The sequence below is a fragment of the Sporosarcina sp. QA0331 genome, assembly GCF_055808055.1.
Map to the genome: position 1 here is coordinate 3,547,727 of NZ_CM147850.1, position 20,501 is coordinate 3,568,227.

At 42.8% G+C, this 20,501-nt stretch carries 23 protein-coding genes; 5 read left to right on the forward strand and 18 right to left on the reverse strand.

Going from position 1 to position 20,501, the window contains the following annotated elements:
• The 13 genes from AC0L13_RS17985 to AC0L13_RS18045 all read right to left on the reverse strand — a co-directional run bounded on the left by AC0L13_RS17985 (position 1) and on the right by AC0L13_RS18045 (position 10,973).
• On the reverse strand, positions 1 to 717 hold the full coding sequence (locus tag AC0L13_RS17985; RefSeq protein ID WP_473642040.1) for a nucleotidyltransferase domain-containing protein: 717 nt from the start codon (positions 715 to 717) through the stop codon (positions 1 to 3).
• A 22-nt stretch (positions 718 to 739) separates the two neighbouring features.
• On the reverse strand, positions 740 to 1,135 hold the full coding sequence (locus tag AC0L13_RS17990; RefSeq protein ID WP_473647110.1) for an NUDIX hydrolase: 396 nt from the start codon (positions 1,133 to 1,135) through the stop codon (positions 740 to 742).
• 10 nt (positions 1,136 to 1,145) lie between these two features.
• Positions 1,146 to 1,685, reverse strand: a complete 540-nt coding sequence (locus AC0L13_RS17995) for a GNAT family N-acetyltransferase (protein ID WP_473642042.1) — start codon at positions 1,683 to 1,685, stop codon at positions 1,146 to 1,148.
• A gap of 383 nt (positions 1,686 to 2,068) precedes the next feature.
• Positions 2,069 to 2,989: a helix-turn-helix domain-containing protein gene (locus AC0L13_RS18000; protein ID WP_473642044.1), complete on the reverse strand. Its 921-nt coding sequence runs from the start codon at positions 2,987 to 2,989 to the stop codon at positions 2,069 to 2,071.
• Between the two features lie 159 nt (positions 2,990 to 3,148).
• Positions 3,149 to 4,339: a hypothetical protein gene (locus tag AC0L13_RS18005; protein WP_473642046.1), complete on the reverse strand. Its 1,191-nt coding sequence runs from the start codon at positions 4,337 to 4,339 to the stop codon at positions 3,149 to 3,151.
• A 142-nt stretch (positions 4,340 to 4,481) separates the two neighbouring features.
• Entirely contained in the window at positions 4,482 to 5,099 is a 618-nt protein-coding gene (locus tag AC0L13_RS18010) for an NUDIX hydrolase (protein WP_473642048.1), read from the reverse strand.
• Positions 5,096 to 5,743, reverse strand: a complete 648-nt coding sequence (locus AC0L13_RS18015) for an HAD family hydrolase (protein WP_473647113.1) — start codon at positions 5,741 to 5,743, stop codon at positions 5,096 to 5,098. The genes AC0L13_RS18010 and AC0L13_RS18015 overlap by 4 nt, the downstream gene beginning before the upstream one ends.
• An 18-nt stretch (positions 5,744 to 5,761) precedes the next feature.
• Complete coding sequence (locus AC0L13_RS18020; protein WP_473647115.1) at positions 5,762 to 7,450, reverse strand: methyl-accepting chemotaxis protein; 1,689 nt, start codon at positions 7,448 to 7,450, stop codon at positions 5,762 to 5,764.
• Between the two features lie 100 nt (positions 7,451 to 7,550).
• Complete coding sequence (locus AC0L13_RS18025) at positions 7,551 to 8,315, reverse strand: DUF817 domain-containing protein (RefSeq protein ID WP_473642050.1); 765 nt, start codon at positions 8,313 to 8,315, stop codon at positions 7,551 to 7,553.
• Positions 8,316 to 8,363: 48 nt separating this feature from the next.
• Positions 8,364 to 9,062, reverse strand: a complete 699-nt coding sequence (locus tag AC0L13_RS18030; protein ID WP_473642052.1) for an isoprenyl transferase — start codon at positions 9,060 to 9,062, stop codon at positions 8,364 to 8,366.
• Positions 9,063 to 9,082: 20 nt separating this feature from the next.
• Complete coding sequence (locus tag AC0L13_RS18035) at positions 9,083 to 9,649, reverse strand: GrpB family protein (protein ID WP_473642054.1); 567 nt, start codon at positions 9,647 to 9,649, stop codon at positions 9,083 to 9,085.
• Positions 9,616 to 10,155 (reverse strand): AAA family ATPase, encoded by a 540-nt coding sequence (locus AC0L13_RS18040; RefSeq protein WP_473642055.1) that lies wholly within the window; start codon positions 10,153 to 10,155, stop codon positions 9,616 to 9,618. The genes AC0L13_RS18035 and AC0L13_RS18040 overlap by 34 nt, the downstream gene beginning before the upstream one ends.
• Positions 10,152 to 10,973, reverse strand: a complete 822-nt coding sequence (locus AC0L13_RS18045; RefSeq protein ID WP_473642057.1) for a VanW family protein — start codon at positions 10,971 to 10,973, stop codon at positions 10,152 to 10,154. Before AC0L13_RS18045 ends, AC0L13_RS18040 begins: the two co-directional genes overlap by 4 nt.
• A 186-nt stretch (positions 10,974 to 11,159) precedes the next feature.
• On the opposite strand from AC0L13_RS18045, the gene AC0L13_RS18050 reads away from it, so the two are divergent.
• The 5 genes from AC0L13_RS18050 to AC0L13_RS18070 all read left to right on the forward strand — a co-directional run bounded on the left by AC0L13_RS18050 (position 11,160) and on the right by AC0L13_RS18070 (position 14,522).
• Positions 11,160 to 11,879, forward strand: coding sequence for an ABC transporter ATP-binding protein (locus AC0L13_RS18050; RefSeq protein WP_473642059.1), 720 nt, complete (start codon positions 11,160 to 11,162; stop codon positions 11,877 to 11,879).
• Positions 11,880 to 11,891: 12 nt separating this feature from the next.
• On the forward strand, positions 11,892 to 12,707 hold the full coding sequence (locus AC0L13_RS18055; RefSeq protein WP_473642061.1) for an ABC transporter permease: 816 nt from the start codon (positions 11,892 to 11,894) through the stop codon (positions 12,705 to 12,707).
• The gene (locus AC0L13_RS18060) at positions 12,685 to 13,143 is read left to right on the forward strand and encodes a LytTR family DNA-binding domain-containing protein (protein ID WP_473642063.1); all 459 of its coding nucleotides are present in this window, start codon (positions 12,685 to 12,687) and stop codon (positions 13,141 to 13,143) included. Before AC0L13_RS18055 ends, AC0L13_RS18060 begins: the two co-directional genes overlap by 23 nt.
• A complete protein-coding gene (locus AC0L13_RS18065; RefSeq protein WP_473642065.1) occupies positions 13,140 to 13,550 on the forward strand; it encodes a DUF3021 domain-containing protein in 411 nt (136 codons plus the stop codon). Before AC0L13_RS18060 ends, AC0L13_RS18065 begins: the two co-directional genes overlap by 4 nt.
• Positions 13,551 to 13,685: 135 nt before the next feature.
• Positions 13,686 to 14,522 carry a metallophosphoesterase family protein gene (locus AC0L13_RS18070; protein ID WP_473642067.1) on the forward strand — a complete coding sequence of 279 codons (837 nt, stop codon included), beginning with the start codon at positions 13,686 to 13,688 and terminating at the stop codon, positions 14,520 to 14,522.
• A gap of 15 nt (positions 14,523 to 14,537) precedes the next feature.
• Here AC0L13_RS18070 and AC0L13_RS18075 read toward each other — a convergent pair whose 3' ends face one another.
• The 5 genes from AC0L13_RS18075 to AC0L13_RS18095 all read right to left on the reverse strand — a co-directional run bounded on the left by AC0L13_RS18075 (position 14,538) and on the right by AC0L13_RS18095 (position 20,500).
• Positions 14,538 to 17,159 (reverse strand): YfhO family protein, encoded by a 2,622-nt coding sequence (locus AC0L13_RS18075; RefSeq protein WP_473642069.1) that lies wholly within the window; start codon positions 17,157 to 17,159, stop codon positions 14,538 to 14,540.
• Positions 17,156 to 17,524, reverse strand: coding sequence for a GtrA family protein (locus AC0L13_RS18080; RefSeq protein WP_473642071.1), 369 nt, complete (start codon positions 17,522 to 17,524; stop codon positions 17,156 to 17,158). Before AC0L13_RS18080 ends, AC0L13_RS18075 begins: the two co-directional genes overlap by 4 nt.
• Positions 17,514 to 18,479, reverse strand: a complete 966-nt coding sequence (locus AC0L13_RS18085; RefSeq protein WP_473642073.1) for a glycosyltransferase family 2 protein — start codon at positions 18,477 to 18,479, stop codon at positions 17,514 to 17,516. Before AC0L13_RS18085 ends, AC0L13_RS18080 begins: the two co-directional genes overlap by 11 nt.
• A 247-nt stretch (positions 18,480 to 18,726) precedes the next feature.
• Positions 18,727 to 19,551, reverse strand: a complete 825-nt coding sequence (locus tag AC0L13_RS18090) for a carbohydrate ABC transporter permease (protein WP_473642075.1) — start codon at positions 19,549 to 19,551, stop codon at positions 18,727 to 18,729.
• Positions 19,552 to 19,564: 13 nt separating this feature from the next.
• Positions 19,565 to 20,500, reverse strand: coding sequence for a carbohydrate ABC transporter permease (locus tag AC0L13_RS18095; protein ID WP_473642077.1), 936 nt, complete (start codon positions 20,498 to 20,500; stop codon positions 19,565 to 19,567).
• Position 20,501: the final 1 nt, after the last annotated feature.

Here is a 20,501-nt window from a genome sequence, read left to right on the forward strand (position 1 = left end):
TCATTTCCCAACAGAATACCCTTCAAATAATCTCCCGCCAAATGGTGCTAGTACTTCATCTGCGATTTTGATGATTCCTTCTCGATTACCCGTTTTATAAAATATGTCAAATACTTCCACAAATCTATCCGCAAAATCCTCGTCGTATTGTTTCAAAGCCCGCACGATCCATTTGGAAGCGCCGATCCACTGCCCGTTCGTTCGTAGTACAAATTCATGGATTGCTTCGGCAAGTGTATTGGCGATGAAAAGAGCTTCTGCTTCATTTTGTGTGCCTATCAAATCCCCAAGTGCGTCTGTCAACATATACCGCTTTATCATTAACGTTTGTTCCGACCAAGGGGCAGGCCCATTATTCAACAGCTCCGCAGCTTCGTTTTTAATAGTTGATAAAATTCCGGAGTCCTTCAACACAATTCCTTCCGCCACCATTCGCGGCAACGAAGGACGTGCTCTTTCAGCATCATTTCTAAAGTAGTTTTTATAGGAAGTCAAAGAATGTACGAATACTTCAATGGGCCAGCCGTATTCAATACGGGATTCACGATAGGCTTCTTCGATTTGATTATCAAAAATTACGATATCCAGATCAGATGTCGGGGTTTCTTCGCCTCTAATAACACTTCCCGCGAGAAGCGCAGCTTGGCAATGAGGGAATTCTTCATCGACAAATCGTTTGGCTGCAAATGGTGCTTTCATTCTTTTCATTCTTCTCATCCCTGGTTCCTCCAACCACTTTTCAAATTTCCATTCTTTCAATCAATCTCTTCGCAATCTCCTTCGGTCGAATGTCCAACGAGTCTAGCTTGGCAATAGGGATCCACATTGGCTCATAGATTCCCCGGTTACGGCTTTCTTCGTATTCCTCGCCCTGTCCTGTTCCAAATTCCCCACCGACAATCTTGGCAATGAAATAATGCTGCTTGCCATTGAATTCGACTGTCCCAAGACATTTTATTACATCAATCCGCACACCTAGCTCCTCGAAAGCTTCCCGAATTGTTGCCTGTTCAGGACTTTCACCTTTTTCAATTCCGCCGCCTGGAAAGACGTAATATTCCTCTCCATCACGATTTCTCTTAATGAGTGCAACCTTATCTCCCTCAATAATAACGGCAGATCCTCGATCTCTTATATGCACAATTTCACTTCCCGATATATTCAATCAACCAGCAATCCCGGTACTCCCCTTCATGCCATTCATGCTTCGGCAAAAGCTTCACTTTCTTGAACCCGCATTTCTCATAGCAACGGATTGCCCGCTCATTCCACGTTTGCGGATCCATAACGATGCGGTCTGCATTTTTTTCGGTCAATAAATACGCAACAATCATTTCAACGAGTTTTGTCCCGATTCCTTTATTCCAATAATCAGGTTCGCCGATAAACTGGTCCATCCCATAGAGAATTTCTGATAGATCAGAATAACCATAAATCCTTCTTTCCTCATCTCCGACCGGATAAAATTGCACATATCCTATCGGCTTCTCATCGTATAAAATGAGACACCTCGTCTCTTCCTCTGCATCCCCGAAGAAATCCTCTTCGACTTGCGTCAGATCCAACGGTCGGTCCCTCCCCTCGTAAAACTGGAGAACCACAGGATCGGACAGCCACTTGGCCAAGGAGACTTTATCTTCTTCAATCAATTCCCGAATGGCTAACCGATTATTTATCAACATCACATTTCCCCCTGATCACATTTGCAGACTTAAATTCTTTTAATTAATAGACTTTAAAAATTCCACTTGTTAATAGATAGAAAATATAGCAAAAAGGACCGCAACGATGTGGTAGCATCATTGCGGAACTTCTATAGACATTGTTTCCATTTGGGAATCAGCGTCACGTTAGGATATCATCCGCCCGAGTCCGCTAAAACTCAAGGGTGGATTTTTCTTTTGTGACAACACTTTTGTAATCACTGCTATAAGCAGATGCTGACCGCCCTTGGAAACTATGATATTGTCTTCTCATATTATACCATACGCTTGTTCTCACTTGCCAGATAATTCATACTCCGTCAAGATAAAAAAACAGCACCGAATTTACAGTGCTGCTTCACTTCTCACTTTACTAATAATGCTTGAATCCACCCGCTTAGTGTCCCCTTGTCAACAAATGGCGCTAATCTCGCAATCGTTTCTGGATCCATATTGCCAATTTCCTTTTCATCCACAAGCCGTTTCAAAGATTCCCTTCCGAGAAAAGGCGCAAGCGAAATGAGAAAACTCGAATCCAACTTGCCATCCACAGTCCGGTCTACTAAGCTTATTAATTTTTCCTTACTGCAGAAAGGTGCCAAGCGGACGATGAGATTCCATTCAATTCCTTCATCTATCGCTTGCTCAATGAGTTCATCTACGGCTTCCTTCCCGATAAACGGTGCCAGGCGAACAACGACATTCAAATCCATTCCATCCTTATTTGCTTTATCAACTAAACGGAGCAAAGCATTTCTGCTAATGAACGGAGCCAGTTTTTGAACAAATTTCATATCGACGTCGTCTTCCATCGCCTCTGTCACCAATCCATCCAACAATTCAGTTTCGACAAATGGAGCCAATCGGACGACTAAATCTTGGTTGAACAACCGCTTGTCCACTCGCTCTGTCACTTCCGCCAATTCGCTTGCTTTAAGTAATGGTGCCACTTCAATCAACCCTTCCATATCCGCTTCTCCCGTATTGATCATCTTAGCAACTTCGTCCCGACGGTTTTCAGTAAACCCGGTCATGATCCGGCCGAGATTATGGATATAAGTCGAGCTTTCCTTATCGGCTCCCCCATTCATCAACTCGTCGATTGACACACCAAAAATTTGCCCAAGCTGCATCAACGTCCCGATATCCGGCAACGAATCGCCACGCTCCCATTTGGAAACAGCTTGATGACTTACGTTTAAACGATCCGCCAATCCCATTTGTGTCCAGTCTTTTTCTTTCCGCAGCTTTGATATAAAGCTCCCAACCTTTAGTGTATCCAACATCCAAACAACCTCCCCAATAAGTTTCAGCGCGCACTGTACATTCAGCGTAGCATATCGCCCTAAAACCGCCTATCAACTATTAGTTGAATACGAGGATTCTACTAACGGTGGAATAGTAACACTATAAATTCATTCTAAGCTATTCCGAAGACAATCGTTTTATATCCACAAAGTCGATTCTACTTCATCGAATCTGCCTTCAACGCTCCCGACACCCGGAATGAAAATCTCTCCTTCTTCTACAACCAATTTCTCATTCAACAGAATTTGAGCATGTTTGCAACTAAAGATGCTGTCTTCTATCAAAGCGATGACTGGCCGCCGAAATAAATAATCCTGTTCATTCATCTTCAAACGAACAAAATTTTGGTGCAGCAATTTATTTCCGCTGGCAATAATGTTCATCGGGTCAATTCCTGCAACTTTGATTTCTCCCTGAATGTTGAGTACATATTTAGCCTGCCGGAGAGATTCCGCGATCCTTTCATCTCGCTCGTTCATTATAGTGGTGACGAGTCCACTGATGTCCACTGGTGAATCACTCGCTAGTGGCTTTTCTTGAATATGATCGACAAACTGTCTGAAATACTCGTATAACGTCAACTCGGATTGCATGAAGCCCGCTTGCCATCCTGGGGAAATTTCGTCTAATAGAATGCAAAGGAACAACCCAGCACTATAGCAACTTCTACGTAAATGTCTTGTTGCATCTGCTATGTCAAGCAAAGGTTCACCGTAAGACTGGATTTCTCTTTCCTTTGAAATACCGCTTTTAGCAACATACGCATGTAACTCTACATAAAATGCAGGACCTTCAACCGTTTCAATCAACTGCTCATATTTCATAAATGGACCGATGACTTCTGCTCTTTTTTCCCGATACAAAATGAATTGGTTTAAATGATGTTTTCTTTTTGCTGCGCCCATCGCGGTAACAGCATTATACAAATGAAACCGCTCTTGTTGGCGCAACTCCACGTTCTCGGCAACTAGCGGGTACGTGATCCCGAGCAATTCATCTGGGAACCTTGACTCGCCTTTGACATACTGCAATCCATGAAACAACTCATGCGCAAGTACTGAGTACAAACGGTTCTCATCTATACCGCTGTCCATTTGGACGATGGCTGTTGGGTAATCATGAAACAAAATCGACGTATTCCCAGCAAACTCCTCACTCCATGGAAGCTGTACAAAAGATTGCATTGTCTCAGGATAGGCAGGATGATGAAACAAATACACAGATTCATCTGTATATAACGCATACGAACCTACCTGGAAATCCGTCCAGAAAGCGGACAATCTTTCTTCAGTCAAATGAGGGATAAATGCATGCAAATCCATGGCCATAATCATTCTCCTAACACTCATAGTTTAGTAATAGTACGTATACGTTATAGCTCATCAACAGTTTCCTTAATCTTCCCAATATTACTGATCATAAATAAAAAAGGCCGTTCAAGCCATTGAACGGTAATCTGCAGGAAAAATATCAATCAAATATCGTTTCTTTTTCAGGGTCCTTCAAGTATTCAAACATTGTTTTTATTTGCGATTCAGTATTTCGATTCGTAGAAAGAAGGGGTAAATTGTGTTCCGAAAAGAACTCAACTTGATTCGTTTCCGGTCCTACAGCTGGCTTCCCTCCGATAATTTCGCACAAAATGAAAATTTTATAGTAATGGTATGGTTCTGGAGGATGCGGATGCTTGTTTTTATCCAGTAAGGCGAGTAATTTCACCGGAATGACATCATAACCAGATTCCTCTTTAATCTCCTTCACTATATTTTCTGAAGGAGATAATCCAATATCACAAAAACCACCCGGCAAAGCCCATTGATCATCGATATTTTCTTTCACCATCAATATTTGACCATCTTTAAAAACGACGCCTCGAACGTCCACTTTTGGCGTTTGGTAGCCTGTTTCATTCGTAAACAAGCCTTCAATTTTCTCAATTTCAAGGTCAGTATACGCCGCCATAATCTCTACACTAATTTGACGTAACTCTTCGTAACGCTCGATATCATATATATCCTTTGAAAAAGCTAACCCCGACTGAGACAACGCTTGAATCCTTTTTGCCCAATCCAACCATGGCGTACTCATTTGACCCCCGCCTTTACGTAATCCTTAAATTCCGTCACGCTATTCATAAGCAAATTTGGTTGCTCGCTAAATGTTGCAGTTTGATATTCAGGCAGCCATTGAACGCCAATTGTAAAAACATCGGATTGCTTTCCGGCAATTACATCTGCATCACTATCACCAACAAATATCGCTTCGGAGTTTTTCACATCTAATATAGATAAAGCTTTCAATAGCCCTTCTGGATCAGGCTTTGGATTGCGTACATCATCGCCGGTTATGATGACATCAAACAACCCCTCCAAATGTAATTTTTCCAAGGATATATCTAAGCTTCTTTTTGCCTTGCCTGTGAAGATCCCTATCTTTATGTCCGTCCCTTTTAAGGACGTGACTAATTCAAATATGTCGTGATTGGCTTCCACTAATTCATTATGGGACTGTGAATATTGTTGATAGAAATGCTCAATCGCCTCTTCTTTATGAGGGCTTAAAAGATTTTCTCTAATAATGCCAACTTCTGAAGGACCGAACATACCTAAAATTTCGTTTGGTGTAAGCTCTCTATTATCAAATTCTTTAAACACACTTTGAAATGCGTAATAACAAATTGGCAATGTATTCGCCAATGTCCCATCAAAATCAAATATAATCGCTCTCACCATTAATTCCCCCATACTCCATTACTCAGATATCGCAAACCGGTTTACATCACTAAGTAGCCTATCCGCAAGAGTAGCCAACGTCTGTGCATGTGATGATATTTCTGCATTTGCGGATAGCTGTTCCTCTGTCGCTGCACTTGCGGATTGAGCTTCCGCTGATGTTTGCAAAGCGAGATCTTGTACGCTTAGCGATTCAGCAGAGATGATATCTGTCATTGACCTGACTTCCTGAATATTTGTAGAGACAGCATTCATTGCATCGTTCATCATTACTGTTGCACTTTCAATCCGTTGAAACACATCTCCAGTACCTTCTGATAATTCCCTTCCTTTGGCAATAAATAAATTGCCTTCTTCCGCTGTTATGATTGTTCTTTCGACGTTATGCACCATCTCATCGATCATTCGGCCAATATGTCCTGCTGAACGCTTCGATTGGTCTGCAAGTTGGCGCACCTCTTCTGCTACTACAGCGAATCCTTTGCCATGTTCCCCCGCGCGCGCAGCTTCAATTGCTGCATTCAGCGCCAATAAGTTCGTCTGCTCCGCCATCATCGTAATAACCGAAGTCACTTCGCGGATTTTTTCCGAATGGGTCGCCAGTTGACCAATCGTGTCGGACGACTTCTTAATGGACGAGCTGATTTTACCCATTTGCTCAGTCACTTCTTTCATCCGTGATGCCCCATCCGTAACGAGCACTGCAACTTCCGTCGATGCATTTTGCATTCTTTCATTATCATCGCTGATTCGGGTAATTCCTTTTAGCATTTCATTCAATGAACGGTTAGATTCATTCACTTTCGTTACTTGGACATCACTCGCCATCAAATTCCGTTCAGTTATTTCTGCAACGGTTTCCGAGGCGGCAAGACTTTCTTCCGAGCTTGCGGATAATTCTTCTGCATGGACTGCAAGTTGGACAGCAGATTCTTTGACGGTTGTAAGAATTTCTCTCAAGTCTTCTGTCATTCCATTCAGCGCAATGGCCATTTCCCCTATTTCATCTTTGTTTCGGACGGAAATCGGCCCTGCTGTAAAATCTCCGTTTGCCAGTTGTGAAAGAGATGCAGTCATCTTTCTTACCGGTCGAGCAATGCTACGGCTCATGATTCGGGCAATGACGATACTCGCCACGACTGCGATGCCGATTAAGCCCCCAATACTTACATATATCCACTTCAATACGGTTTGTAGCTGTTCTTCAGTATGTTTCTGTTCGGTTTTTTGCTGGTGAATGAGCTGCTGAAGGTTAGCAGAAACCTCTTCTTGATAAAACGAAACTTCCTTCGCCAAGTCCATCGCACTTTCCGTATTCCCTGCTTGTACATCCCGAACAATCAGTTCACTGATTTGCTCAGCACTTTTAGATGTCTCCTTTATTTCTTTCATAATCTCTCGGTCGGATGGCGTATGTATCGATTTATCTAACGCTTTTATTTTTTCCTTAATAGCATCCATAATTTCTTTACGTTGTTCGATATATGATTCATCTTTGTAAATGATGTAGCCCCGGATGTTTTTCGCATCGGCATGTTGCGCTGATAATAATTGTTCCAGGAGCACGACATTATTAATTTTTTCGTCAATTAAATAACGGTACTCTCCATCCAACTTGGATAGGGCCCATAATCCGGATGCTCCGACTAACAGCACTATTGATAGAATCGCTAAAAAACCAATCCATAACTTTTTCCCGACTGTCATTCTCAAATCATAGCATCCCCTTAACAATCTATAGTCAATTACGATTATAGGTCATAGGGACAAAGTATGATGTAAAGTGTTTGTTAAGATTGCATTGATCTTACGGGTTTTTCCCTTTCACTAGCTTCAATGTCGCTACGATAAGAAAGCTGACAATCACTAATAAAAGCCATGAGCTAACTTTTCCAAGGTGAACGAGACTCCATGCATCAGCTTGGTTTGGATATTGCCAGGCACCGAAAAACGTTGCGATATTTTCAGCTACCCATATGAAAAATCCGATAAGGACAAATGAAAAGGCAATTGGCATCCGGTACTGGGTTCCATTCACTTTATAGCTCACCCATGATTTCCAAAAGACGATGATGACAAGGGCAGATAACCACCAACGAATGTCTATCCAATAGTGATGGGTGAAAAAATTTAAATAAATCGCAGATGCGAGAGGCACCACTATCCAAAAAGGCGGCCATTTAATAAGGTCGACATCCAGCCTTCTCCACGCTTGGCATAGATAACTCGCCACACTTGCGTACATGAAGCCGCTATATAAAGGCACTCCAAAAACTTTGAAATATCCTTCCTCTGGATAAGACCACGACCCCATATTCACCTTAAAAATTTCAAGAGTGAGTCCGATAACGTGGAACAACGTAATTACTTTTAGTTCATCTTTTGTTTCCAGCCCTGAACGCAACATCCACCATTGCATGAGAATGCAAATGATCAGAAGCCAGTCATATCGGGGGAGAAAGGGAAGTGGTATGATTTTTGTCAGCGCCAAGGAGGCGAAAATAACGACTGGGAACAAACAGGAAAGAGCCTGCTGCCAGCCGAAATGGATGAGTTGTTTAAATGCTCTCATGATGATTGCCTCCATCATCTGTCTGAACTTTGTTCAAACTATAATATACTAACTTGATAGTTCTTTTCGATCTTGGACATCTTTAATTGCTTGAAGTAATAACTTTTTATTAAAATCCGGAAAATAAGTATCAGTAAACCATAGTTCAGACTTCGAAGATTGCCATAATAAAAAATTACTAAGTCTTTTCTCACCACCGGTTCTAATAATAATTTCCGGATCTGGTAAACCTCTTGTGTAAAGATAGTTTTCTATTAGTTCTTCATCGATACTACTTATTGATAATTTAGCTTCCTTAATACCTTCGATGATTTCTTTTAAGGCAAATAGTATTTCGTTTCTTCCACCATAATTTAATGCAAAATTAACAATTAAAGCATTGTTATTTTTCGTTTCATTTACCGCTGATTGAACCGCTAATTTAGTATGCATTGGCAATTTATCAATATCCCCTGATATATACACTCTTATATTGTTCTTCATAAATTTCGGTAGTTTTTCATTGAAAAATCTTCCGGGTAAATCCATTAAATAGCGAACTTCCTCTTCTGGCCGTTTCCAGTTCTCGGAGGAAAATGCATACAAGGTTAACACTTTAATTCCTATATCTATAGAGTCCATAATAATCCTTTCCATCGTTTTGGAACCGGCATAATGCCCTTGGCTTCTAGTAAGTCCTTTTCGCTTTCCCCATCGTCCATTTCCATCCATCATAATTGCGATATGTTGCGGAATAATTGTCATCATTGGCGACCCCTTTCAACTTCCTATTGGCCATCCGCCATAGCTAACCTCAATACCTTATCCACAAACATTTTCTTTGCATCGGCATATTGCCGCTCATTGTCGGGATATTTCAAAGCTAATTCCTTTTTCAATGATTCATATTCTCGCGCGATGTCAGGATGTTCATTCAAATAATCCCTGAAAAGTGTATGTTGCTTCCACCAGTCACCGTCATATTCCACAACATGATAAACATGTGTCTTCGTCAACTCATCCAAATCTGAGAACTTGGCGAACACTGCCTTCCCTTCGATTTCGACACGGCCCAAATGATAAATGTCCACGTCCTTCAATCGGTATTTATCGAATTTCTTCACATCATCTATTGACCTGACGCCAATCAGGACATCAAGCATCGGCTTAGCTGAAATCCCTTCGATCGCCGTGCTTCCAATATGCTGAATGTCAATAATATACTCGCCAATGAGCGATTCCAATAACACCTTCTCTTGCAAGAAAAGTTCTTTCCATTCTTGACGATATGGCGTCAAAGCAACGACATCTTTATCCAAACCTAACATATTGACTGCGCTCCAATCTCTTTGCATATGAAATCCACAATCTCCTCGACACTGACGTCATCTGTCGGTATGAATCGTTCAAAGCAAGCGTCTTCAAAGCCTGCGAGACATTTATCTGTCTGCGCGAAGCACCAATTGCCTGCCTCTTCCCCTCGTTCAAGCAACCGGCGATGGATTGTTTCCTTTTTTGCAGTCAAACAGAAGTGGTACGTTTGAGAGTCAATTTGTAAAAATCCGCCACGAATTGCATCGAAGTAGTCCTTATTGTAAATTGTCATCGGCACGATCAAATCCTTGCCATAAGTCTCACGTAACTGTCTTGCTACTTCGACCGTCAATGGTTTCCACATTTCCAAGTCTTGAAAATCTCCCGTTTTCTCATCTTCCAGCTTTACATCCTCCGGAATGATATGCCTCAGCATGAATCCGACAACTTCTGGATCAAACAGCATCGCTCCGTCCAATCTACGCAGCAGTTCATCCGCAACGGATGTCTTTCCAGCACCGAACGCCCCATTGATCATAACAATCATTTCTCATCCCCCTCGTATGTAAGAAACGGCTCATACATTGTTATCGCATGATTCTCTGTGACGAATTCATCGTCGATCTGGTTCCCGCTTGTGTCGTATACTTTCCGAAAAATCGAATTATGACGGACGTAGCCGCCCCATAATTCCCTCGTGAAATGATGATCTTTCTCGTAGATTTCATACGTCCGTGTCGCCGGCGCAATCGAGCGCCATTCGCCGGTAAGATATGTATCCGTCAAATAGATCATCAACTGGTATGGCGTTTGTGTTTCGTTCTTTATTTGCAAATCCAAATAATTGTAAGCACACGTTGCCCCGCTGCCGAATGGCTGACTTCGGTTTGAATCAGGGAAGACGTCGTAGCTATGGCGATAGCGCTCCGTCACGGTAAGAGGTGTATGCAATGTAATCCAATAAATTAGGTTCGACAGTTGGCAAAGCCCTCCGCCTGTTCCGACAGTCACTTTTCCGTAATGGAGAATCATGCCGTCCACATACCCTTTCCGCTTCGTCGTACTTCCAATAAGACGCCAGTATGAGAAAGTTTCTCCTGGTTCAATGACAATTTTATGCAATCGCTTCGCGGCGAGTTGAAGATTCATTACTTTATTCCTTTGCAGCTGCATGTCGACGTCCTTCAATTGCCTTAGCAAAGGAGTACGATGTTTCATAATTACATATGGAAGCTTATCGGCAAGCCTTTTTCGCGCATACTTTTTCCCGTCAAATATCCATTCACTATAACGTTTCAGCCTATACACTTTCTTTCCTGCAAAAATCCTTAGTTTGCTTCGTTTTTTTGGTTGTAATGAAACCAATTGAGTCACCTCTCTTTACTACTAGATTCCACTATAATTATGCATTCTCCTTTTTATCGAATGTAACTGACTGGTGCTTTTTTGCAACTGACCGTGGAAAAACGACCGGTCATCGAAAACCGGCAGACTGATTCGTATTGGCTGGATATAGTAAGAGTACAAAGAACAGCGACGGAGGGATTACAAATGGAAATTGTGCGGGTCAGCAATTTGCAAAAGGCATATGGGGAGAACAACGTTTTAAGGGGAATCGATTTTACAGCGAACGCCGGAGAAATCATTGGAGTCATCGGCAAAAACGGGGCAGGAAAATCTACATTTCTAGAAATTTTAATGACGTTGAAGCCATACGACAATGGGAATGTCGCCGTATTGGGCAAGGAATTGAGTACGTTAACGACGAGTCAGATTGAACATATACGCAAGAACATATCAGCCGTTCTGCAGCCGACGCAGTTTTATAAAACGCTGAAGGTGATCGAATTGCTAAAGCTATTCAAAGCATATTACAACTCAACTGTAGACATTGAACAGATCGTCAGTGATTTCAAATTGGAACCGCACCGTAAAAAATACTTCGATAAATTATCAGGAGGCTGGAAGCAAATTGTTAGTCTAGCGATCGCCTTTTTATCCAAACCAAAATTGCTCATTTTAGATGAGCCGACAACTGGGTTAGATCCGCATATGCGAAATATGCTTTGGACGTATATAACCGACTACAACAAACGTACAGGCGGCACGGTTATTTTAACGACACATAATATGGACGAAGTCGAATTGTATTGCGACAAAGTGATGCTGTTGAATGAAGGTCTTAATGAAGTGTTCGATTCTACGGAAGGAATTTTGTCTACCGGTTACAAATCAATCAACGACTTTTACTTATCAAAAGTGTCTATATAAGGAGGAATTCAAATGTTACTAACTCAATTGAAATATGATCTGCTCATGTTTACACGGGAAATTTTTTATATGGTATTTACGATCATCGTTCCACCGGTCACATATTTATTTATGGGGCAGCTTTTCGGCGACGCCACGTATGCTGGCAATCTTAATTATGCGGAGACGTATACCCCGTCATTCATTTTGCTCATCACATTCGGTGTCGTCTTTTTCGCATTCGGGTTTGATCAAGTGATGAACCGTACGACTGGCGTAGAAAAACGAATTATTTTATCGCCTGTGCCGAAAAGGACCTTACTGCTATCGAATATATTGAGGTCGATTATCATTACGAGTCTTGGCTATTTCCTAGTATTCCTCATCGGCATGATCGCTTATAATCTTTCATTCCAGCCGCTCAATTTCATCTTGGCATTCGTTACGTTCATCTTGTTGAATGCGGCATTGCTCGTCATTTCTTCAGCGATCTACTCTCTTTTCACAAGCATGAATGGCGCGCTTGTTTTCTCCATTGTCATCTTTCAAGTCGTCATGTTCACAGGCGGATTCACGATGCCGATTGCCATGATGCCAAAGTTCGTGCAAGTCATTGCCGATTTCAACCCGATCTATCATATGAATCAGATCTTCATCGCTGTGTGGAACGGACAGTTGGAATGGGATAGTGCTACGTTCATTTCCATCGGCTATATCTTAATTGTTACAGCTCTCTCTCTACTCATATTACGTTTTGGAAATAGTCTGCGAAAATCTTCCTTCAAATGGTATCCTACTAATAGGAACCGAGAAGGAGATGTACGAAATGAAAATTTCACTGGACATTGATGAGATTTACGAAGAGACGAAAGTGACAATCCATTGCAATGAAGTGGATGATTCGATAAAGGAAATCCTTGATTTTTTAAAGGGGAAGAAAACGGAGTTTCTCGTCGGAAGGGATGGCGAGATGCAACATATTTTGAAGCCCGACGAGATTCATTACTTTCATACGGAAAAGGAGGGCGTCTTGGCAGTCACTGCTGCCGGCTCCTTTTCATTGAAGGAGAAGCTTTATGAGCTCGAGGAAATGTTGCCTTCTGCGAAATTCATCAGGCTATCGAAATCGGTCATTGCCAACCTCCATGAGCTAAGCCGTTTTGAAGCCTCTTTCAATGGCACGTTAGTCGTCCACTTTAAATCCGGAGCGAAAGAGTATGTATCACGGACGTACGTGAGCAGCATCAAGGAAGCGCTCAAAATGAACAGGAGGAAAAACGGATGAAGACGTTTATAACGAGAAGTATATTGGGCATTTTCTTCGGCTCATTTCTGGCAATTGTTACAATCTTGGCGGTTATTTATATTGGCGATCGAGCTTCTCTTGATGCTGCAATTCTCGGGAAAAACGCACTCGGCACTGTCTTTTGCGGCTGGTTCTTCACAGTGACTCCATTGCTCTTCGAGAATGAAAAATTAACGTTGCCAGTGCAAACAACTTTACATTTCATTTGTGTGTCGGTTCTGTATTTCATCGTCGCGTTCATCATTGGGTGGATTCCGTTCACGATGAAAGGATTCATCGGCATGCTCGGCATTTTCATTGTCTTCTATTCGATCATTTGGTTCTCGTTTTACATGTACTTTCGAAAGCAGGCGGCGAAATTGAATGAGGAGCTGAGGGGGCTGTAAATGGTCTGTCACGCTGATGATCCTGTTAGCCAAAGGTGCCAACATAAGATTTAACACTCAATTAACAAGTTAGCCATATGCGCTTTACATTCAGCCGGTATGATGGAGTAGAATCCATTTTGAGAGGAGAATTCCATGAAAATTGCATTGTTCAGTGATTTGCATTATCCGGCAGTCGATGAAAGAGTACCTGGATTGTTAGAGGCGCGTGAATCGTTTTACAAAGAATTCATTGATCAGTTTTTGGCGATCGACGCACGTTTGCACGTCTCTCTCGGTGATTTGACGAATTACGGCATGGCGCACGAATTGAACAGCATCTATTCATTGATCGGCGATTCCCGTGAATTCATTCATGTGTTAGGAAATCATGACAATTACTCATTAACGAAGCAGGAACTGCTCGCTTTGACAGGACAGAAACAGTACCATTCATTCGAGACAGAGCAGGCGGTTTTTGCATTTTTGGATACTGCTCGAGAATTGGATTACGAGTGCTGGGGCGGCTGGATGGATGACGAGCAATTGGAATGGTTTGAGCACGTCATTCAAAATTCAGGAGAAAAGCCGTTGCTTGTATTCGCGCATCATCCTGTTCATAACACAACAAAAGGATCAGAACTTAACAACGGATCCATTCACCCAAGCATTGATATGCGGGGATTGTTAGAACAAAAGAAAGGCATCGGCGTCTATTTCAATGGCCATATGCATTGTGATTCAATCGTAAAAGAAAACAACTGGACATTCATTCAGACTGCAGCTTGTTTAGATGAGCAAGCATTTCGCGTCGTTGAATTACAGGATGAGCAAATTGTCGTATCATCCATTGATTTGGATGATGAGTTCCTTAAACAAAATGCGGCTCATATTTACGAGAATATGAATCATTTCAAACACCGTCCGGATGCGAAAGGTATCGATGAAGACCGGAATTGCTCGATCTCATTGCTTCCTACCCTAGTTCAATAAATAGAAACTGCCTCATCATCCAATTCGGGGTGATGAGGCAGTTTTTTCATTTCTCCTATTCCAATAAACTGCGAACAATATTGACAGTATGCTGATCGCAATAGATGACAAGAAATAAGGCGGATAATAGGTCAACTCGATTTCATTCTTCCCTTGCTCAAGTTCAATGCCCGTAAAGGCATAATTCGCTTGTAGAATCGGTGTTTTTTCACCATTCAACTTCGCAGTCCATCCCTTTTCGTATGGAATCGGCAAGATTAGATGTGAATCTTCTTCCTGATTGTCCAGCACGACTTTTGCTTTGCTGCCTCTCCAGTCCACTTCGATAGGCGCTTTCCGATCGCTTTGCTCTTTCACTGCTTTCAGCAAAGAATAGTCTTCCGTATACAATGAAAAGTCGCGCAGCTCATATTTCCCCTTCGGCACCCGGATGGAAATCCGTTCCTCGGACGACACTCTGATCGTCAAGTCATTGACATTCGTCCGGTAGATAGAATCATTTTCCTTCCGTTCGGTCGTAAACCCGTTCACTTTTAAATTAAAAGCCTTATCTTTCGTCTTCCGTTGAATAAAGAACGACAGGAAGCTATCTTCCTTTAAATCTGTCCCCCCCATTACAACGTCAAGCCCTCCTTCGCCATCTACTACATGCAAAATTCCATCCTCATACGTCGCATGAATAGGCTGGAACGTGAGTTGCTCGGCGAAGTTTTCTAGCTTGGGAATTTCCGACCCTTCAACCTCGGGTAAAATGATTCCTTTCAACATTGCATGCTCCTTGGCAAGTGCAGGCGCATTTTGAAGATCTTCTTCAGAGTATAGGGTCGAAGTCGTCCGGGCGAACGGAAGGAGGTAATCATTTTTATACGCTCGGTACTCGCCTTCTCTCGCAATTTCAGTAAACCCGAACGGAACCGGATCGCCTCCCTCCTTCCGAATCGCATAGCTTCCATTCAATATGCTGTAAAGATTCGCTCGGTCGCCAAGAGAGGCATATCTACTCACACTTTCCCGCCTCATGTCTATATCAAGATTCTGCAAGTAAAAGAACAGCAAATGCTTGTTTAAAATGCTTGAATAAACGCTCATTCCGTTGAAATCTTGAACAATCGGCGTATTGTTCCTCGTTTCGATCATCCAATCAATTCTAGCGAGCGGATCCGTTTCAGCAGCTTGCACAGTCCGAATCAATGCCCGCTGGTCCACACCGTAGTAATGCTCACTCTCCATATACTCCCGGGTAATGCCGTATTCCGGACCTTTATTTTTACCATTGTCCCGATACGTCAGCTTCTCTTCCTGAAACATATTTGCTGTTAGCACTGTTGTGAATAAAAGAAATGCGAGTATGAGCCACTTTGCCCACCGCTTTTTATTCCAAACGAAAACAAATAGCAATGCCATCGTCACTCCGGCACAAATGAGCAAGTAGGACTCATGCATTTGGATTGTAAGCTTTGGATCAAAGATGAAAAACAATAAATAAAGTCCCGATGCAACGATTGTTGGGATGACAATATTTTTCAACCGCAATGTGCGTAACTGTTGAAGCGCCACTGCCGCCGTACCACCCGCCGCAAGGGAAAGATAATGCTCCCATCGGTATTGCGGTGCGGAAAAGCCGTTGAACACGCTGCCAATAAAAGGGCTATAATGCAAGATGCAAAGCACAATTGTACTGCTTGCGAAGAACCGGAATGCACGGTTTTTATAGAGCGGGATCATGAGCAGGCAAAGCAATACGAATGCCGGCAGAATGACAATCCTCCCATGAAGAAGCAAATTATCGACGGCTCCTACGAGTGGAATGGCATCCTCATACGACGGCCTGAAATTGTTCAAATATCCATAGACGGACGGTATGAAAAACGGTGCACTCATTCCCGCCCCAGCAATTCCTCCGATGAAAAACAGCTTCACCTGCTTCCCAATGTTTGTCTTTTCAATGAAAAGCGGGAACAACCAACGGAAAAGGATGTACAACAATGCGAGCAAAAAATTCACATATGCGAAATAGAAATTATCGATCATATTGAGCGCAACTGCCGCGATGAATATACCGCTTTTCCCGTTTTGCATAATCTTTTCCACGCCGATCAGCAACAAAGGAAAGAATAGCATCGCATCGGCAAAAAATTCCCAATAGGTCACATGCCTGAAATAAATGACACTCGTGCCATAAAGGACTGCGCCAAGAAAAGCAGGAATCCCTTGGAAACGGATTGTTTTAAAATAATATGTAGTGAGTGCAATAATGCATGTCATCCGCAAAATGCTAATGATAATAAGTGTATTTGCCCAATAAAATAAGTCTGGCGTCGAGATGGTTCCTACCTTCTCAAGTAAGAACGTAACGAGCACAGTCACTATAAAGACGAGCGAAGTTGAAAAATAATAACCGAGCTGTGAGAAAACACCGCCCCCAAGCCCGAAGCTTTCCGAGTAGAAAAACTCCCCGCTCGTGTACAAATTATAAAGAAAATACTTGAACGGAATCATTTGGGACAGTCCGTCGTTCAACCCCGTCATATAACGGCCATTGAGGAATTCCGTTAAAAAGAAAAGATGACTCAGAACCGCGATGACAATGCTCGCGGTCCATATAGCGGTCCATTCATATGTCCTTCGTCTATTCATGCGGTTTTTAGCACCCTCCCGGTTACAACGAACGTTATTGGTACGGTCACGACCAAGGCGGCGAGCGGTGCGATGCTGCTATTCATGCGCAGCCACTCGACCAAAACATAGAGGATGATGAACGTCACTCCAATATTCACAAATTGGGTGATCGGGAACAGGAAGAACTTTTTCCATGACGGCTTCACGCCGAATGTAATATAGCTATTTAATAAAAACGAGCCGACCATACTTATGAGAACTGCCCCAAAATGGGCAATCACATATTGCAAATGCAATACATGCAATCCACCTAAATAGAGCCCGTAGTATACGCCTGTATTTACTACGCCTACAATGAAAAACGCATTGAACTCACGAGCCATGAATCGTCGCCTGGCCTTCCCGTTTCAATTCGACGCTCGTCTGCTGAACTAAATAATGCGGGCGTTTTTTCGTTTCATTGTAGATCCTTCCGATGTATTCCCCGATAATTCCTAGTGACAGCAACTGCACACCACCTAAGAAAAGGACAGCGGAAATCGTCGTGAAATACCCAGGCACCGCCACTCCGTGCAGGAAAATGCCAATAAGGGTGACAAATATATAAACAAACGCCGATGTCAATGTCGCTAATCCGATGTACATGCATAAACGCAACGGTCTCGTATTAAAAGAAACAATTCCATCGATTGCATAATTCAACAGCTTCGGAAAGGACCATTTCGTCTCTCCATGCTGGCGAGTGACATTTTCATAAGTAATCGTCTTCTGTTCCAACCCGATCCAAGCATACAGCCCTTTAGAGAATCGATTGCCTTCGCTAAGCAGTAAAAGCGAGTCTACCGCCCTTCTGCTCAGTAGCCGGAAATCGCCTTCCCCGTCGTTTAATTGGACGTCGATCGCTTTATTCACAAATCGGTAATATGAACTCGATAATAGAGATCGGAGACGTGAATCCCCTTTCCGGTTGCGTTTCGCGATCACTTGATCATAGCCCTCTTCAAAGCCTTTCAATAGCTCGGCTATTAACGCGGGAGGATGCTGCAAATCAGCATCCATTAAAATGACTGCATGTCCCTTCGCATGCTGCAGTCCGGCTATGATTGCAGCCTCTTTTCCAAAGTTTCGTGTGAATGAAACATATTCAACTTCCGGGTATATATATTGAATGTCCCTTATTTCAATCATTGTCCCGTCCGTGCTGCCGTCATCGACGAACAGTACTTCATATGTCATTTGCTGATGTATCATTTCATCTGCAATTGCCTTCATCACTTTAGCAATATTCCCCGCCTCATTGTAGGAAGGGATGACAAACGAAATCTTCAACTGTTCCATTTACTCACCCGCTTTCATGGAATTCACTTTAGCTAAGCTGTTTTATCTCGCTTTAACTGGCTGTAAGACCCCCACTTCTAGAATTAAAGAGAAATCCAAAATACTCAGTGGGGGTTCAACAGCCAGTAAAAGCCCGATTGGTTCGAGCCTGCAGGATGCAGGTCACAAAGGCGTTGCAACAGGACGTTGCGAACTTAGCCTTTGTTCAGCTAATCAGTGGAAAACCTTCACTGATTGAAGTTTCACCTTATTTCACACCCGTATAGATGAACGCGCGAATAATTTGCCTTTGGGCAAAGAAGAAAATAAATAGAATCGGAATGACCAGTATAAGATTTCCCGCCATTAAAATGTTCCAGGCGACGCCGCCATCCACTTCGCGAAGTTTTGTAATTCCGAGCGGCAGCGTGCGAGATGCATCGGTCGTTGTCATGACGAGTGGCCAGAAATAATCATTCCAATGAGCGATGAAGCTGAACATCCCAAACGTAATAAGGACGGGCTTCGCCATCGGCACCATGATTTTCATAATGATCTTCCATTCACTGGCCTGATCCAATCGTGCGGCTTCCAACAACTCTTCCGGAACTTGCTTGAACGACTGGCGCAGCAGGAATATCCCGAATGCACTCGACGCAAACGGCAATATTAATGCCCAAAGCGTATCTAACAGCCCCCATGAACTCATCTGCAAATAGACCGGTAGAAATATGAGTTGTGATGGAATCATTAACGTGACCATCGTGACGCCGAAGAAAAAATTGCTCCCTTTGAATCGATAGCGTGCAAATGCATATGCTGCGGGAATGATCGTCGCAAATTGCAAAACGAGAATGCCGACAGAAACGATCGTGCTATTCACCAAATATTTGAGGAAGGGTCCTGAATTCCACGCTTTCGAGAAGTTCTCCCACAATAACTGGTTCGGAATCCATTTCGGCGGGAACGTCATCGTTTCCCCCAATGTTTTAAAGGAGGTGGAGATCATCCAGACGAAGGGCAATGCAAATATGCAAATGAGTAGTACTAGGCCGATTCCATTGACGACCATCCAAATCGGATTTCTCTTCATGTCTTCCTACCTTTCATGATTGGTAATGGACTTTCCGTGACAACAGTTTGAAATAAATAATTGTAAAGATGCCAACGACTAGCAGCAATATGACACCCGCTGTCGAAGCGTAGCCGATTTTAAAGAAACGGAATCCATTCTCATAAATGTAATAAACCATCGTATTCGTCGAATTGATTGGACCGCCTTTCGTCATGATCGAAATCGTTTCGAACACTTGGAATGAGCCGATCAAGCCGATGATGGTCAAAAAGAACAATGTCGGCGACAGCATCGGCAACGTTAATTTGAAAAAGGTCCGTACCTTGCTCGTGTCGTCAAGCGCTGCCGCTTCGTAAATGTCTTTCGGAATGCTTTGCAAGCCTGCGATGAATATAAGCGTGTAATAGCCGATTCCTTTCCAAACCGCCACGATGATGAGCGACAGCAACGACGTTTTCGGGTCTGTCAACCAAGGGATATTGGAGATGCCGAAAAGATTCAAAAACCAATTCAACAATCCGTAATCCGTATCCATAATCCACATCCAAAGCATTGAGATGGATACGAGAGAGATAATATGCGGACTGAAAATCGCCCCTTGTACAAATCCGTACATCGCCCCTTTTTTATTCAACCAAAGGGCCAATAACAAAGAGATACTGATCGTCAATGACACTGTCGCGAACGAATACATGAATGTATTGCGCAACACTTGCTGGAATTTCGCGTCTTGCAACAAGGCTGTAAAGTTGGAAAAGCCGACGTAGTTCTTATCCGGGCTAACGAAGTTCCAATCATGGAAACTTAAATAAATCATATAGCCGATCGGATAAAGGAAGAAAAGCGTAAACACAATGATTGCTGGAAAAATCATCATGTATGGCCTGACTGCCACCCAGTTCAAGGCAGAAAGCGCCGAACGCTCTCGTTTGCGATTTAACGTCCCGTTACTATTTGCCAAAGTCATA